A 14,302-nucleotide genomic window follows, 5' to 3' on the forward strand; every position below is an offset into this window, starting at 1 on the left:
GGGCCGCGGGGGCGGCGTCCGGGGCGTCCCGCGGTCGTACGTCGGGGGACGCGGGAGCCGTCGCGCGAGCCGTCACGGGAGCCGTCACGGAAGTCGCTGGCGTTGCGAGGGTTACGGACGTGGGGGTTACGGACGTTACCGGCGTCGTTACCTGCGTTACGGGCGTCGTGGGTGTCACGAGTGGGCTCGTCACCGGCTGCCGTCGTGACCCGGGGCCGGCGGGTGCTGGGCGCCATCAGGAGACGACCACGGTCGACGCCTGGGGCGGTGCCCCGGAGGCGGCCGGCTGACCGCTCGGGACCGGCGTCCCGGTGGTGGCCGGTGCCGTGCCGGGACCTGGTGCCGTGCCGGGACCCGGTGCCCCGGTGGGACCCGGTGCCCCGGTGGTGGGCGGCTCACTGGCCACCGGCACCGGGGCGCTCGCGCCATCGGCGACCGTGCCCAGGCCACCGCTGCCGGAGCCGCCCCCGCCCCCGCCGCCCGTGGACGGCGACGGGTCGGACGGCGTGGGTGAGCCGCCGCCCCCACCGCTGGGGCTCGGGTCGGGCGAGGCGGAGGCCGGGAGCGGTGACGGCTCCACGGCGGAGCCGGTCGCGCCGGAACCCGGGGTGGCCCTGGGGCTCCCGGAAGCGCTCGGCCGCGGGTCGGCCGAGGCGCCCGGCCTGCGCGGACCGGCCGAGACGTGCGGTGCGCCGACGGAGGCGCCCGGTGTGGGCCGGATGCCGTCGGGAGCCGTCGCGGGCGGCCCGGGTACGAACACGTCCCGGCCGGTACCGGGCGGGCGGGCGGGGTCCGAGGGTGCGGGCGAGGTGTCGACCTTGCTCGACGGCCGGTCGTCGGCCTGGCCGGGCACCGGCAGCCAGGGGGCCTTGGAGTTGCCCGACACGAGGGTGCCGACGATGACGACGGCGTAGACCGCGCAGGCGAGGCCCACGCCCAGACCGATCCGGCGGAAGCGGCGGCTGCGGCGGCCCGACTCGTCGACGAAGACGGGTCCGCCGTCGGAGCCGCCCTCCCGGCCGCCCACGCCCTCCCGGGCGAACGTTTTCCCGGGCTCTCCGGCGGCGCGGTCGAGCTGGACGGTCATCTCGTCCGAACCGGCGGCGCGGTCCTTCTCGTCAGCGGTCCCGGCCACCGAGGCGAGCCCGCTCCGACCGTCCGGGCCGCTCCGCCCGTCCCGGCCGCTCCGCCCGTCCGGCCCACTCCGCCCGTCCCGGCCGAAGCCGTCCAACCCGTCCAACCCGTCCAACCCGTCCAACCCGTCCAGATCGGTCTTCCCCCACGGGTCCTCGACCCGCGGCGCCTTGGTGACACCGGTCTGCGGGAACGACCGGAGCTCGCGCGCCCCGTCTTCGGCGGCGGCCACCCCCTGCGTCGCGGGCGCGGCCGCGGGCCATTCGGGTTGGGCCTCTTCCGGCCCTTTTCTCACGCGCACGTAGCTTCCCCCCAAGGGAGTGTCACGGGTGCGCATACGACCCCGAGCCCGCGTCGCCGGACCAGGCCCCCACCTGCCCCGAGCGCCCCCCTTGTCACACCGTGCTCGGCGCAACGAACGTAACGCCCCAGGAGGTTCCGGGTTTGCGAAGTATCAATGGTGAATGGAATTGATCGTTTCGTCGATGGCTGGAATCCATCCGGTTTCGGGTCGCCGGAGCCATCCCTCCGCCGCCGCGAGTTCCACCGCCGCGCGTCGCACCGCGTCGAACGCGGGATGCGCCAGCCCCCTGCGCCACACCAGCGACACCGGGGACAGCGGGACGGGTTCGACGAGCGGCCGTACCACGGTCCGGGGCAGGGCCGGGAAGCCCACCACGGCCAGCACCGGGTGCCCGGTCTTGGCCATCAGCCGCTCGAACTCCTCGACCCCCACGGCCAGTGGAGCGGGCGGTGCGACCTCGATGCCGCGCCCGTCGAACAGGCGGTGCGCGAGGTCGGTCCACTCCGGAGTACGCGGGTTTCCGGCACCGGCGTACACGGTCTCCCCCGTCAGCGCCCCCAGCGGAACCTCCTCCAGGTGCGCCAGCCGGTGGTCCTCCGGCATCACGAGTGCCATCGGCTCGTAGCGCACGAGCTGATGGTCCAGCCGGGCCCGCAGCCCCGGCTCCAGGCCCGCGTACCGCCCGAAGGACGCGTCCAGCCGGCCCGCCAGCAACTCGGCCGCCGCGCCGGTCAGCCCGCTCTCGAAGCGGGCCATGATCTCGTGCTCGGGGGCGAGTTCGCGGGCCCGGAGCACTACGCGGTGGCCGGTTGCCAGGCCCGGGGAGTTCAGGTCGACGAAGAGCGGGCGGACCTGCCCGAAGGCGGCCAGCAGCTCGTCCTGGGCGTCCAGGGCCCGGCGCGCGTACGGCAGCAGCCGCTCGCCCTCGGCGGTCAGCGTCACCTGCCGGGTCGTGCGGACGAACAGCTCGGCGCCCAGCTCCCGCTCCAGCCGCCGTACGTCGCGGCTGAGCGCCTGCTGGGCGAGGTACAGCCGGGTGGCGGCGCGGGTGAAGTGCAGCTCCTCGGCGACGGCGACGAAGGCGCGCAGCAGACGCGGGTCCAGTTGGTGGGCGGGCACGCGGTCGAACCTACAACGCCCCCGCCGCACCCCTCCACTCACATCGCAGGTGCGTGAATCGGTGCGCAGAAGGTGTTGGACCCATGATCCGTCCGGCGGGACCGTTGAGGACATGCCGCAGCGAACCCCCGGTACCCGGTTCGGTGACGCGTGTCCCCCGCGCCTGCCGGACCCCCGCCGCCCGAACGCACCCCGCACCAACGCCCGCTTCCCGAACCTCCGCTTCCCGCGCCTCCGCCGCCCGCACCCCCGCCTCCCCGGCCTCGGCCTCGGCCTCCCGAATCCCTACCGCCGCCTTTTCGCCCTCCCCGGCGCCCGCGCCTTCACCGCCGGGAACCTGATGGCCCGGCTGCCGCAGGGCATGTTCGGCGTGAGCGCGGTCGTCATGATCGCCGGAGCGCGCGGCTCGTACGCGCTGGCCGGCGCGGTCACCGCCACCGGACTCGCGGCGACCGCGGCGGCCGCCCCCTGGATCGCCCGCCTGGTGGACCGCCACGGCCAGGCGCGCATCGCCGTGCCGGCCACCGTCTGCGCGGTGCTGGGCAGCCTGGCCCTGCTGCTGTGCGTGCGCCGGAACGCCCCGGACTGGACCCTGTTCGCCGCCTACGCCGCCACCGCGACCACCCCGAACACCGGCGGGATGTCCCGGGCCCGCTGGGCCCACCTGCTGGAATCCGACCCCGAGGCACTGCACACGGCGAACTCCTTCGAGCAGGCGGCCGACGAGCTGTGCTACATGCTGGGCCCGGTCCTCGCGGCCTTCCTGTGCGGGACGTTCTTCCCGGAGGCCGGGACGCTGGTCGCCGCGCTGCTGCTGCTCACCGGCGTACTGCTGTTCGCCGCTCAGCGCTCGACCGAGCCGCCGCCCCGGCGCCGTACGCCCGCGAAGGCACCGCTGCGCGCCCCCGGCATGCCCGCGCAGCTCGCGGTCTGCCTCGCCATGGGCGCGGTGTTCGGGGCGATGGAGGTGGTCACCGTCGCCTTCGCCGACGCACAGGGCCACCGGTCGGTGGCGGGCGTGGCGCTCGGGCTGCAGGCGGCCGGGTCCTGCGTGGCCGGGCTGGTCTACGGGACGGTACGGCCGACGGGACCGGCGGGCCGGCGGCTGCCGTGGTGCGTGGCCGCGATGACGGCGCTGATGACCCTGCCGCTGCTGGCCGCCACCCTCACCGGCTCCCTCCTGCTGCTGTCCGGGGCGCTGCTCGTCGCCGGTACGGCGACCGCGCCCACCATGGTCACCAACATGACCCTGGTCCAGCAGCGCACCCCCGACGGCCGGCTCAACGAGGGCATGACCCTCGCGGTCACCGGCCTCCTCGGCGGCATCGGCTGCGGCAGCGCGATGGGCGGCTGGGTGGTCGAGCACCTGTCACCCACGGCCGGTTACGGGGTGCCGGTGACGGCGGCGGCGGTGGCGCTGCTGATCTCGCTGGCTCAGCGAACCGTGTGAGCCGGTCGGTTCCGGGAGCCCCGGAGGCCGGTCACCCGAGCCCCCAGGCCCGCCCGAGCCGGTACGCGGCGCACAGGTTCACGTCCAGGAAGTAGGAACCGGCCGTCCCGCACTGCTCGCCGCCCGTGCCGGGGTCGACGGGCTGGCCGTGCCCCATCCCGGTGATGGAGTACGTCTCCACGACCGCGTTCCCGGCCGCGTCCCGGAAGACCTGGTGGGGGTACCCGGCCACGGTGTCGCTGACGTCGGCGCTCTGGTCGGCCCCGTGCACGTCGGTCCACTGCTTCATCAGGTCGGTCATGTTGACGGGCTTGACGGTGTAGTCGGCCGTCCCCTGGAAGACGGTGAGCGTGGGCCAGGGGCCGCCGTACCCGGGCCGGGCGGCCCGCACCCGGTCCCCCCACTGCTGCGGCGTCTGAGTGGCCCCGGCGTACATGCACACGTACGGCGATCCGGCGGCCTGCGCACACCCGTACGGCAGCCCGGCGACGACCCCGCCCGCGGCGAACTTCTCGGGATAGGCGGCCATCATCACGGTGGTCATGGCGCCGCCCGCCGACAGCCCGGTCACGTACACCCGGCCGGAATCCCCGGAGACGTCCGCGAGTTGCCGGTCGACCATCTGCGCGATGGACGCGGCCTCGCCCTGGCCGCGCTCGATGTCCCCGCTCCGGAACCAGTCGAAGCAGGAGGAGATGTTGTTGGCGGACTGCTGCTGGGGCAGCACCACCGAGAAACCCCAGCGGTCGGCGAGTTGGGTCCAGCCGCTGCCGTTGCCGTAACCGGCGGCGTCCTGCGTACACCCGTGCAGCGCCACGACGACGGGCCGCCCGGCCGGCAGCCCCGCGGGGACGTAACGGAACATCCGCAGCGCACCCGGGTTCGACCCGAACCCGGTGACTTCCTGGAGGGAGACGGTTGCCGCCGTGGCCCTGCCGGGCGCGAGGAACACGGCGAGGAGAGCGACCAGCAGGGTCGCGAGGGCGGTGAAGCGGCTTGCGGCTCTGGTGTGTGTCATGCGGAGGGAAGGTAGAAGCGGCCACGGCCCGCGGACATGGGGCGCGGCACCACAACCTCCGCGCCGGTTACGTGGCGCTACAACCGTCTGTCACCTTGCCAGGAGACTGACGTCAGGGCGGCGGGACCACCGTTCGCCAGGCCCTTGTAGGTCACCGTCCGGGACGGACCCAGCTCGTGCGCGACCCGTTCCGCCAGCTCCATCCCCTGGTGGAACAGCCGATCCCACTCGGCGTCGTACCTGCCGTCCTCCCGGTCCCGCAGTTCCAGGTTCAACGTGGTGTCGATGCTCTCCGCCCATGTGTGGAGATCGGCGACGAGACCGCCGGACAGGGACAGGGCGGCGGCGGGATCGTCGGGGAGGAAGTCCCCGAATCCCTCGGAGCGCAGCGGACCGAACTTGAACTCGCCTTCGACGGTGATGTCGACCGGGTGCGGCGGTGTGCCGTGGCTGTCGCGCTCCCAGTGGAGGCGGTCGCAGCCCCAGCACACCCACTTCGCGGTCCCGTGGCGCTCGTCCCAGTAGCGCACCGCCCACAACGGCCCGAGATGCGCGGCCAGTCGCCGGGCGAGCGCCAGGCCCCGCCCGAGGTGCCTGCGCAGGTCCGGGCGGGAGGCGAAACCTCCCGGCGGGCGGGACAGCGACCAGGCACGCAGCGCGTCCGCCAGATCCGCCGGGAGAGCCGGCCGGTCGTCGTCCAGGGGGACGTTACGGGTGAAGGCGCCGAGGTCCTCCTGGGCCCCGGGAGACTCCGGTTCGTACAGCGGAGACGGCTCGGACCGGGCCTGCACGAGCACGTACCGCGGTTCTCCGTGGCCGGTTGTCGCGTCCGCTGCCGGATCATAGAGTTGCATCGCGGGCCTTTCGCATGGAGTCGCCGCCATGCGCGTTCCGGGAGGCGACTTCACCGAGGTTCCGGGAGCTCACTGGGACGACACGAGGAACTCCACGTCCGAGACGTGGAATTCGCCGTATCCGAAGTGGTCACCCAGAGTCTGACAGCGGTCGTACTGCTCGCGGTCGAGCGGCAGGGCCAGGACGTGCAGGGTCCTCAGGAACAGACGGAATCCGAGATCGGGGTCCACCTGGGAGACGACCTGCTCAAGCGCCCTGGCCACGGCACTGCCCGGAATGCCGCGCGGGTGAAGCCGCACGGTGCGGTCCGCCATCGCCGATGCCACGTGCCGTACTTCGCGGAGCACTTCGCCGGCGAGGCAGGGGCGAGCCGGCCGTGTGTGTGGCCGGTGGTCCGGGGCCACCTCCCGGAGCCGCTCCCTGCAGGCGCCGGCGATCCGCCCGAGCCACTGCCGTCCGTCGATGCCGAGGCGGTCGGGGCTCAGCCCGCCGTCCGACGCGGCCAGCCACAGGGTGGTGATCGTGTCGGTGGACAGGGGCGAGTCGCGCAGGCGGAGGGTGTCGTCGAGCAGCACGGCCGCCGCCGACCCGGGGGTCTGGTGGGCCTCGTCCCCGGCGGCGGTCGTGCTCAGGACTTCCGGCAGCGTGTGGTCGTACCAGTGCGTGAACCGTGCGCTGAGCCCCGAGAGGCCGAAGTCCCAGGTGGCGTCGCGGCGCGCCGGGTCGATGGGTGGCCAGGCGACGTCCAGACCGTCGTGGGCCACGGCAGTGTGATGGTCGAGCTTCTCTCCGAGGTCGAGGAACCGGTCGTACTGCTCCTTGCCCACCCGGACGCGGTACGCCTTCAAGGCCCGCAGGAGCAGCCGGAGGCCGAGTTCCGCCCCGGCGTGGTGAACGGCTCGCTCCAGGGCGGGGACCAGGTCCGGCAGCGGAACCCTGCGGGTGAGCTCCGGCGCGATCGCCCGTATCTCACCGAGGACGGACCGCCGCATCTTCTCCTCGTCGGGCACGGCTGTGCGGAAGAAGTGCGACGGCATGGTGCTCAGATACTTCGTGTGCTGTGCGGGAGGACCGGGCCGCGGCGGTGGAGGCGGGCACAGCTCCGACATCCGGCCGAGCCAGGCGCGCGTGTCCATACCGTGTTCGGCGGGGTCGAACCTCCCCCGCACGGCGGCAAGCCACAGCGTGTGGACGTCGGCCTCCGGCAGGGGCGAGGCCAGCAGGTTCCGGACGTCCGGGCCGATGTGCCGGTCCCCGCTCGCGGTCCTGCGCGCCACGACCCCCAGCGCGGCCTCCGCGGCGACCGGCGGCGTCAGGGTCATGAGTTCCCCGGTCAGCCCGCTGATCCCGAAGTCCCCGTCGTAGAGGACGTAGTACGGCTCATCCTGCTCGGCCGTCGTCATCGTCGTGAAGGAGTCCTTCCTGGGTCGGTGTTCGCCGGAAGTCACCGCATGTGACCGCACACGACAAAGGCCCCGCCGCCTGGAAGCGACAGGGCCTTGGCCACATGGGGCGAGGAGGCTCGGGAGCCTCCCCGATCGTGGAGATGGCGGGAATCGAACCCGCGTCCAACGGTGCGGAACCAGGGCTTCTCCGTGTGCAGTCCGCTTCGCTTTTCTCGGCCCCGGAGATCACGCGGACAAGTCTCCGACGGGCTCAGTCACTGTTTGGTTTCCCTCTTCACCCCGTGACCGGGATCAAGGTTTAGTCCCCTAGTCGATGCCAGGATCCGGGTCGGGAACATCCCCGGGCTGACACTCCCTTTAGTAGGAGGCTCGCTCGCGCTGCCTATCAGGCAGCGAGGGCGAAGGCCTGCTGGGAGGAATCGCGCTTGGTGTTGGCGATTATTTTTTTCGGCCTGTGGTTTACGAGATCATGGCCGCTTCCTCGACACGCTTCCCCTGCTTCGACAGCCGCTGTCGAAACCGATCATCCCCATGTTGATTTTTCAAACCCTCCGGAGAGGGGTCGCGCACCGGCCTCGCGGTGCAGGTGCCATCGTACGTGACCAACGCGGGTCGGTGCCAGCGTATTCCCGGCGTCCCGGACGTGTGCCTACGCCCGCTGCTTGCGCCGTACCGCCGAGATCGCCCGCTCCGCCTCGCGGCGGTCCTGCTTCTCGCGGAGGGTCTGGCGCTTGTCGTACTCCTTCTTGCCCCTCGCCAGGGCGATCTCGACCTTGGCCCGGCCGTCCTTGAAGTACAGGGCGAGCGGCACGATCGTGTGACCCGTCTCCTGGGACTTCGACTCCAGCTTGTCGATCTCCACCCGGTGCAGCAGCAGCTTCCGCTTGCGGCGGGCGCTGTGGTTGGTCCAGGTGCCCTGGCTGTACTCGGGCACGTGCACGTTGTGCAGCCACGCCTCGTGACCGTCCAGTTGCACGAAGCCGTCGGCCAGCGAGGCGCGACCCTGGCGCAGCGACTTCACCTCGGTGCCGGTGAGGACCAGGCCGGCCTCGTAGGTGTCGAGGATGTGGTAGTCGTGCCGCGCCTTCTTGTTCTGCGCGATCAGCTTGCGCCCTTTTTCCTTAGCCATAGTGCCGACCATTTTCGCACTACGGAGGGGGTGGGCGGGAAGCGGATTAACCGACCCCGCGTTTCTACGACGGATCGCCCAGGCCGGTCAGGACCGTCTGGGCCCGCTTCAGGGCGTCGCCGCCCGCCTCCAGGTCGGGGGTGATGCCGTGGCCGTCCACGCTGCGGCCGCCCGGGGTGCGGTAGTGGCCGACCGTGAGTTCGGCGACGGAGCCGTCGGGCAGCCGGCTCGGCATCTGGACCGAGCCCTTGCCGAAGGTGCGGGAGCCCACGACGACCGCGCGGCCGCGGTCCTGCAGGGCGCCGGTGAGCAGCTCGGCCGCGCTCATCGTGCCGCCGTCGACGAGCGTGACCAGGGCTTTTACCGTATCGCCGCCGGCGTCGGCGTGCAGGGCGCGCTGCTTGCCGTCGACGTCGTAGGTGGCGACCAGGCCGCCGTCGAGGAAGGCGGAGGCGGTGGTGACGGCCTCGGTGACCAGGCCGCCGCTGTTGCCGCGCAGGTCGAGGATGATGCCGCCGGCCGCCGGGGACTGCCGGACGGCCGTGCGGACCCTGTCGCCGACGCCCTTGGTGAAGGCGGCGATCCTGATGACGGTCACGCCGTCGGCCAGCCGCCGCACCGTGACCGAGTCCGTCGACAGGCGGGCCCGGCGCAGTGTCTCGCTCCACGCGCGCGTGCCGCGCTGCAGGCCCAGGGTGACGGCGGTGCCCGCGGGCGCGTCGTCGGCGTCGCCGCGCAGTAAGGAGACGACCTGGGTCACGGGCAGGCCGTCCACCTTCTCGCCGTCGATGCTGCGCAGCCGGTCGCGTGGACGGATCCCGGCGTCCGCGGCGGGCGAGCCCGTCTGCACCTTCGTGACGTCGATACGGCCGTCCCGCTCGCGCCGCGCCCACAGGCCCACGCCGGTGTACTGGCCGTCCAGGGCCTCCTGGAACTCCTGGTACTCGCCCTGGGAGTAGACGGCGCCCCAGCGGTCGCCGCTGCGGCTGACGGCGCGTTCCGCGGCCTCCATGGGGGACTTGCCGTCGGCCATGGCCTCGGCCGCCGCCCTGGCCACCTCCTCGTGGTGGCCGGCGGGGGCCGCCGAACCGACCGCGCCCGCCGGGGACTTCCGGCCGGAGCCGGAGGGCGAGCCGGGCAGCGAGCCGGTCGCCGCACCGGCCACGAGCACGCTCGCGAAGACCAATGTCAGGGCGGCCCCGCGGCGGGGGCGGCGGGGCTGGCAGAACAGGTCACGACCTGACATGGCGGTGAGTCTAGGACAACGATTCAGGGCCGTACGGCCGGTTGACCGTACGACCCTCCGGGCGTACGGAGGCGTGCGTCACACCTTCAGGTACTTGCGGAGCGCGAAGAAGGCGGCGAGCGCCGGCATCAGCAGGCTCGTGGCGAGGATCAGGGGCAGCTTCGTCAGCACGGCGTCCCAGCCGATGAAGTTGATCAGGTTGAGCTTGTGGGACAGGTCGAGGCCGTGGTCGATGATGAAGTACCGGGCGATCACCAGGAACCCGCACGCCACCGTGCCGCCGATCAGCCCCGCGACCGCCGCCTCCATGATGAACGGCGCCTGGATGTAGAAGCCCGAGGCGCCCACCAGGCGCATGATCCCGGTCTCGCGCCGCCGGCTGAAGGCGGAGACGCGCACCGTGTTGACGATCAGCATCAGCGCGACCACCAGCATCAGCGCCATCACCGCGCGGGCGGCCCAGTTCATGCCGTTGAGCAGCCCGAAGAGGTTGTCCAGGATGGTCTTCTGGTCCTGCACGGACTGCACGCCGTCACGTCCGTTGAAGGCGCTGGCGATGACCTGGTACTGCTCCGGGTTCTTCAGCTTGATCCGGTACGACTGCTGCATCTGGTCCGGCGTGAGGGAGTTGGCCAGCGGGGAGTCGCCGAACTGCTCCTTGTAGTGCTTGTACGCCTCGTCCTGGGACTCGTAGGTGACCTTCTGGACCACCGACATCTTGCCCAGGTCGGCGAGGATCGCCTTCTTCTGGTCCTCGGTGACCGCGCCCTTGGCGCAGTGGGGATCGTTGTCCGCCTCGCTCTTGTTGCAGAGGTAGATCGTGACGTTGATCTTGTCGTACCAGTAGCCCTTCATCGTGTTGACCTGGTCGCTCATCAGGAGCGACCCGCCGAACAGGGCGAGGGACAGGGCGACGGAGACGATGACGGCGAACGTCATCGTCAGGTTGCGACGGAGACCCACACCGATCTCCGAGAGGACGAACTGGGCGCGCATGGCGTCTGGTCAAGCCTTTCGGTCGTGGACTTCGCTCAGTGCTGGTAGCCGTAGACGCCGCGTGCCTGGTCGCGGACGAGGCGGCCCTTCTCCAGCTCGATGACGCGCTTGCGCATCTGGTCCACGATATTCTGGTCGTGGGTCGCCATCACCACGGTCGTGCCCGTCCGGTTGATGCGGTCGAGCAGCTTCATGATGCCGACGGAGGTCTGCGGGTCGAGGTTGCCGGTGGGCTCGTCGGCGATCAGCAGCTTGGGCCGGTTGACGAAGGCCCGCGCGATGGCCACACGCTGCTGCTCACCGCCGGAGAGCTCGCCCGGCATCCGGTCCTCCTTGCCGCCGAGCCCGACGAGGTCGAGCACCTGCGGCACGGACTTGCGGATCTCGCCGCGCGACTTGCCGATCACCTCCTGCGCGAAGGCGACGTTCTCGGCGACCGTCTTGTTCGGCAGGAGGCGGAAGTCCTGGAACACCGTCCCCAGCTGGCGGCGCATCTGCGGCACCTTCCAGTTGGAGAGGCGCGCGAGGTCCTTGCCCAGGACGTGCACCTGGCCGTGACTGCACCGCTCCTCGCGGAGGATCAGCCGCAGGAAGGTGGACTTTCCGGAGCCGGAGGACCCCACGAGGAACACGAACTCGCCCTTCTCGACCTCCAGGGAGACATCCCTGAGGGCGGGGCGGGTCTGCTTGGGGTAGACCTTGGAGACGTTGTCGAATCGGATCACGGATGCACCACGGGTAGCCGGGGGTAGATGAGCGTGACCATACGCGAGTCTGGTGTGGGAGCGCAGGCACCGGTTGCGGTTGGGCGGCAGTTGTACGTTTTGTCTGCGCCGACGGGTTGTACGCGCCCCGCAGGGGCCCGCAAAGGCGCCCTCTCGGGGACCCCGCGCTGAATTCCGGGGAACCTGGCATTGTGGAGAGGGGAACGTTCGCGTGTGCGTGAGCGTTGTGTAGGTGGAACCGGTGCAAGGAGGGCGAGCGCATGACGTACGACCGGTTGGTGTGCGCGAACTGCGCGGCGCCCGTGAGCGAGGGCCGGTGCCCCGTGTGCCGCGCGAACCGCGAGCGGCTGCAGCAGGAGAACTTCTTCGCGGGGCTCAACCCGATGGCGCTGATCGCGCTGCTGGCGGTGCTGATCGCCGCGGTGGCGCTGCTGGCGCACCAGACCGCGTAGCGGAGCCGTCGGGCCGCGGAGGGCAGGCGGGACTCAGGACAGGCAGGACAGGCGAAGGGCCCGGAGCGTGGAGCTCCGGGCCCTTCGGCGTCGTCGTGGCGCACACCCCGTAAGGGTGCGGCTACGCTCAGGCGGCAGCGCCGCCGCGGCCGCCCATCAGGCGCGGCAGAACGCGGAAGCCGATACCGCCGGCGATCATCGTGGCGGCGCCGACCAGCAGGAACGTGGTCTGCGCGGCACCCGTCTCGGCGAGCTGCTTGCCGCCACCCTGGGCCGAGGTGTTGGTGTCCGAGCCCGTGTCGGTGAGGGCGGAGGTGCCCTCCTCCTGGGCGGAGGTGCCGGAGCCGCCGTCCGGGTCGGCGTTGTTGCCGCCGCCGTTGCCGTTGTGGCCGCCACCGTTGCCGTTGTGACCGCCGCCGTTGCCGTTGCCCGGCTGGGTCGGCTCGTCGGTCGGCTCGGTCGGATTGCCGGTGGGCTCGGTGGGCCCACCGGTCGGCTCCGTCGGACCGCCGGTCGGCTCCGTCGGACCGCCGGTCGGCTCGGTGGGAAGACTGCTCGGGTCGGTGGGAAGACTGCTCGGGTCGCCGGTCGGGCCGTCGACCTTGACACCGGCCGTGGCGGAGCCGTTGTCGACGCCGGCGCTCACGCCGATGCCGAAACCGGCGGCCGAGGCGGCGCCCGCGGCGGTCAGCGAGGCGCCGGCCGCTATCACGACGCCGGCCGCTGCGCGGGCGACGCGGATCCGCGTCTTGTTCGTCATCTGGTTGCTACCCCCAGTAGCTGAATGGTCAATGAGCGGCGCGAGGGGCCGTGATCGACGGAGGCAGCTGGCGAAGTGCTAGTCCCCCCGGTTCACATGCGCCCCGGAAATACGCATGCCACGCTTCAGCCTTCCGACTTTTCAATGGACCGTCAAGGTCATTGCGTACGCAATGTCCAATTGCACCTTGTTTGCGGGTCGTTGAAGGCTGTGAGTGTGATGTAAAACCCAGACATCCGCAGACAGAAAAGGCAACTGCCGCCGGGGAGGCGGCAGTTGCCTTGTCGACAAAGCGTCTGCTCTTACTTGCCCTGCTGTTCCTGCTGCTTGCGCCAGCGAATCCCGGCCTCGAGGAAGCCGTCGATCTCACCGTTGAACACGGCCTCGGGGTTGCCGACTTCGAACTCGGTCCGCAGGTCCTTGACCATCTGGTACGGGTGCAGGACGTAGGAACGCATCTGGTTGCCCCAGGAGTTGCCGCCGTCGCCCTTGAGGGCGTCCATCTTGGCCTGCTCCTCCTGGCGGCGCCGCTCCAGCAGCTTGGCCTGGAGGACGTTCATGGCGGTGGCCTTGTTCTGGATCTGCGACCGCTCGTTCTGACAGGAGACGACGATGCCGGTGGGCAGGTGGGTGATGCGCACCGCGGAGTCGGTGGTGTTCACGCCCTGGCCGCCGGGGCCCGAGGAGCGGTAGACGTCGATCCGCAGCTCGCTCTCGTCGATCTCGACGTGGTCGGACTTCTCGACGACGGGAAGGACCTCGACGCCGGCGAAGGAGGTCTGCCGCCGCCCCTGGTTGTCGAAGGGCGAGATGCGGACGAGCCGGTGGGTGCCCTGTTCGACGGAGAGGGTGCCGTAGGCGTACGGCACCTGGACGGCGAAGGTGGTCGACTTGATGCCGGCCTCTTCGGCGTACGACGTCTCGTAGACCTCGGTCTTGTAGCCGTGCTGCTCGGCCCAGCGCAGGTACATGCGCTGCAGCCGCTCGGCGAAGTCGGCGGCGTCGACGCCGCCGGCCTCGGCCCGGATGTTGACGAGCGCCTCGCGGGAGTCGTACTCGCCGGACAGCAGCGTCCGGACCTCCATCTCGTCCAGCGCCCTCTTGACGTCGATGAGCTCGATCTCGGCCTCGGCGCGCGTGTCCGGGTCGTCCTCGGCCTCGGCGAGCTCGAAGAGCACACCGAGGTCGTCGATGCGCCCGCGCAGCGCTTCCGCCTTCCTGACCTCCGCCTGGAGGTGGGAGAGCCGGCTGGTGATCTTCTGCGCCTCGTCCGGGTTGTCCCACAGGGACGGCGCGGCCGCCTGCTCCTCGAGCACGGCGATGTCTGCCCTCAGCCTGTCGAGGTCCAGAACGGCCTCGATCGACTCCATGGTCGAGGAGAGGGACTTGAGCTCTTCGGATACATCGACGACTGCCACGCCTCCAGCGTAACGGCTCCGCCAACCGTGGAACGCCGAGTGAGCGGGCCGGCCTCCCCGTCCCTGCCCGTCCCGCACCCGGCCCGGCCCCTTGGGGGGCCGGGGGGAGGGAGGGGCTTGGGGCCCGCCGGGACCGGTACTGGCTGGTGGGGGCGCCTGTGCGGGCCCGGGGTGGGCGGGTGCGGGCCGGCGTGGGCGGGTGCGGGCGGGTGCGGGCCGGTGGGCAGGTGCAGGCCGGCGTGGGCAGGTGCAGGCCGGTGCGGGCCGGCGTGGGCGGGTGCGGGCCGGTG

At 71.7% G+C, this 14,302-nt stretch carries 13 protein-coding genes and 1 other RNA gene; 2 read left to right on the top strand and 12 right to left on the bottom strand.

Annotation, left to right across the window (positions count from 1 at the left end):
* Positions 1 to 235: 235 nt before the first annotated feature.
* Positions 236 to 1,435: a translation initiation factor IF-2 gene (locus ACH4UM_RS17665; protein ID WP_398179451.1), complete on the bottom strand. Its 1,200-nt coding sequence runs from the start codon at positions 1,433 to 1,435 to the stop codon at positions 236 to 238.
* 153 nt (positions 1,436 to 1,588) lie between these two features.
* Positions 1,589 to 2,557 carry a LysR family transcriptional regulator gene (locus tag ACH4UM_RS17670; protein WP_398179454.1) on the bottom strand — a complete coding sequence of 323 codons (969 nt, stop codon included), beginning with the start codon at positions 2,555 to 2,557 and terminating at the stop codon, positions 1,589 to 1,591.
* 112 nt (positions 2,558 to 2,669) lie between these two features.
* Here ACH4UM_RS17670 and ACH4UM_RS17675 point away from each other — a divergent pair, with 112 nt between their 5' ends.
* Positions 2,670 to 4,007: an MFS transporter gene (locus tag ACH4UM_RS17675; RefSeq protein ID WP_398179457.1), complete on the top strand. Its 1,338-nt coding sequence runs from the start codon at positions 2,670 to 2,672 to the stop codon at positions 4,005 to 4,007.
* Between the two features lie 31 nt (positions 4,008 to 4,038).
* On the opposite strand, the gene ACH4UM_RS17680 is transcribed toward ACH4UM_RS17675, so the two are convergent.
* The 8 genes from ACH4UM_RS17680 to ftsE form a co-directional block, all read right to left on the bottom strand.
* On the bottom strand, positions 4,039 to 5,025 hold the full coding sequence (locus tag ACH4UM_RS17680; protein WP_398179460.1) for an alpha/beta hydrolase family esterase: 987 nt from the start codon (positions 5,023 to 5,025) through the stop codon (positions 4,039 to 4,041).
* Positions 5,026 to 5,102: 77 nt separating this feature from the next.
* Positions 5,103 to 5,822, bottom strand: a complete 720-nt coding sequence (locus tag ACH4UM_RS17685; RefSeq protein WP_398179463.1) for a hypothetical protein — start codon at positions 5,820 to 5,822, stop codon at positions 5,103 to 5,105.
* Between the two features lie 126 nt (positions 5,823 to 5,948).
* Positions 5,949 to 7,283, bottom strand: coding sequence for a hypothetical protein (locus ACH4UM_RS17690; RefSeq protein ID WP_398179466.1), 1,335 nt, complete (start codon positions 7,281 to 7,283; stop codon positions 5,949 to 5,951).
* Positions 7,284 to 7,418: 135 nt separating this feature from the next.
* Positions 7,419 to 7,817, bottom strand: a transfer-messenger RNA (tmRNA) gene (gene ssrA, locus ACH4UM_RS17695).
* Between the two features lie 118 nt (positions 7,818 to 7,935).
* Positions 7,936 to 8,415, bottom strand: a complete 480-nt coding sequence (gene smpB, locus ACH4UM_RS17700) for an SsrA-binding protein SmpB (RefSeq protein WP_398179468.1) — start codon at positions 8,413 to 8,415, stop codon at positions 7,936 to 7,938.
* A gap of 64 nt (positions 8,416 to 8,479) precedes the next feature.
* A complete protein-coding gene (locus ACH4UM_RS17705) occupies positions 8,480 to 9,661 on the bottom strand; it encodes a S41 family peptidase (RefSeq protein WP_398179471.1) in 1,182 nt (393 codons plus the stop codon).
* 78 nt (positions 9,662 to 9,739) lie between these two features.
* Positions 9,740 to 10,657, bottom strand: coding sequence for a permease-like cell division protein FtsX (ftsX, locus tag ACH4UM_RS17710; protein ID WP_398179474.1), 918 nt, complete (start codon positions 10,655 to 10,657; stop codon positions 9,740 to 9,742).
* Between the two features lie 35 nt (positions 10,658 to 10,692).
* Positions 10,693 to 11,382: a cell division ATP-binding protein FtsE gene (gene ftsE / locus ACH4UM_RS17715; RefSeq protein ID WP_004000799.1), complete on the bottom strand. Its 690-nt coding sequence runs from the start codon at positions 11,380 to 11,382 to the stop codon at positions 10,693 to 10,695.
* A 260-nt stretch (positions 11,383 to 11,642) separates the two neighbouring features.
* Here ftsE and ACH4UM_RS17720 point away from each other — a divergent pair, with 260 nt between their 5' ends.
* Positions 11,643 to 11,834 (top strand): hypothetical protein, encoded by a 192-nt coding sequence (locus tag ACH4UM_RS17720; RefSeq protein ID WP_016438128.1) that lies wholly within the window; start codon positions 11,643 to 11,645, stop codon positions 11,832 to 11,834.
* Between the two features lie 127 nt (positions 11,835 to 11,961).
* On the opposite strand, the gene ACH4UM_RS17725 is transcribed toward ACH4UM_RS17720, so the two are convergent.
* Together ACH4UM_RS17725 and prfB are read right to left on the bottom strand one after the other, a co-directional pair.
* Positions 11,962 to 12,594: a hypothetical protein gene (locus ACH4UM_RS17725; protein WP_398179477.1), complete on the bottom strand. Its 633-nt coding sequence runs from the start codon at positions 12,592 to 12,594 to the stop codon at positions 11,962 to 11,964.
* A 302-nt stretch (positions 12,595 to 12,896) separates the two neighbouring features.
* Positions 12,897 to 14,012, bottom strand: a complete 1,116-nt coding sequence (gene prfB, locus ACH4UM_RS17730) for a peptide chain release factor 2 (protein ID WP_398179480.1) — start codon at positions 14,010 to 14,012, stop codon at positions 12,897 to 12,899.
* Between the last annotated feature and the right edge of the window lie 290 nt (positions 14,013 to 14,302).

Origin of the sequence: Streptomyces sp. NPDC020801, assembly GCF_044334385.1 — a bacterium.
In the GTDB taxonomy this organism is placed as follows: Bacteria; Actinomycetota; Actinomycetes; order Streptomycetales; family Streptomycetaceae; genus Streptomyces.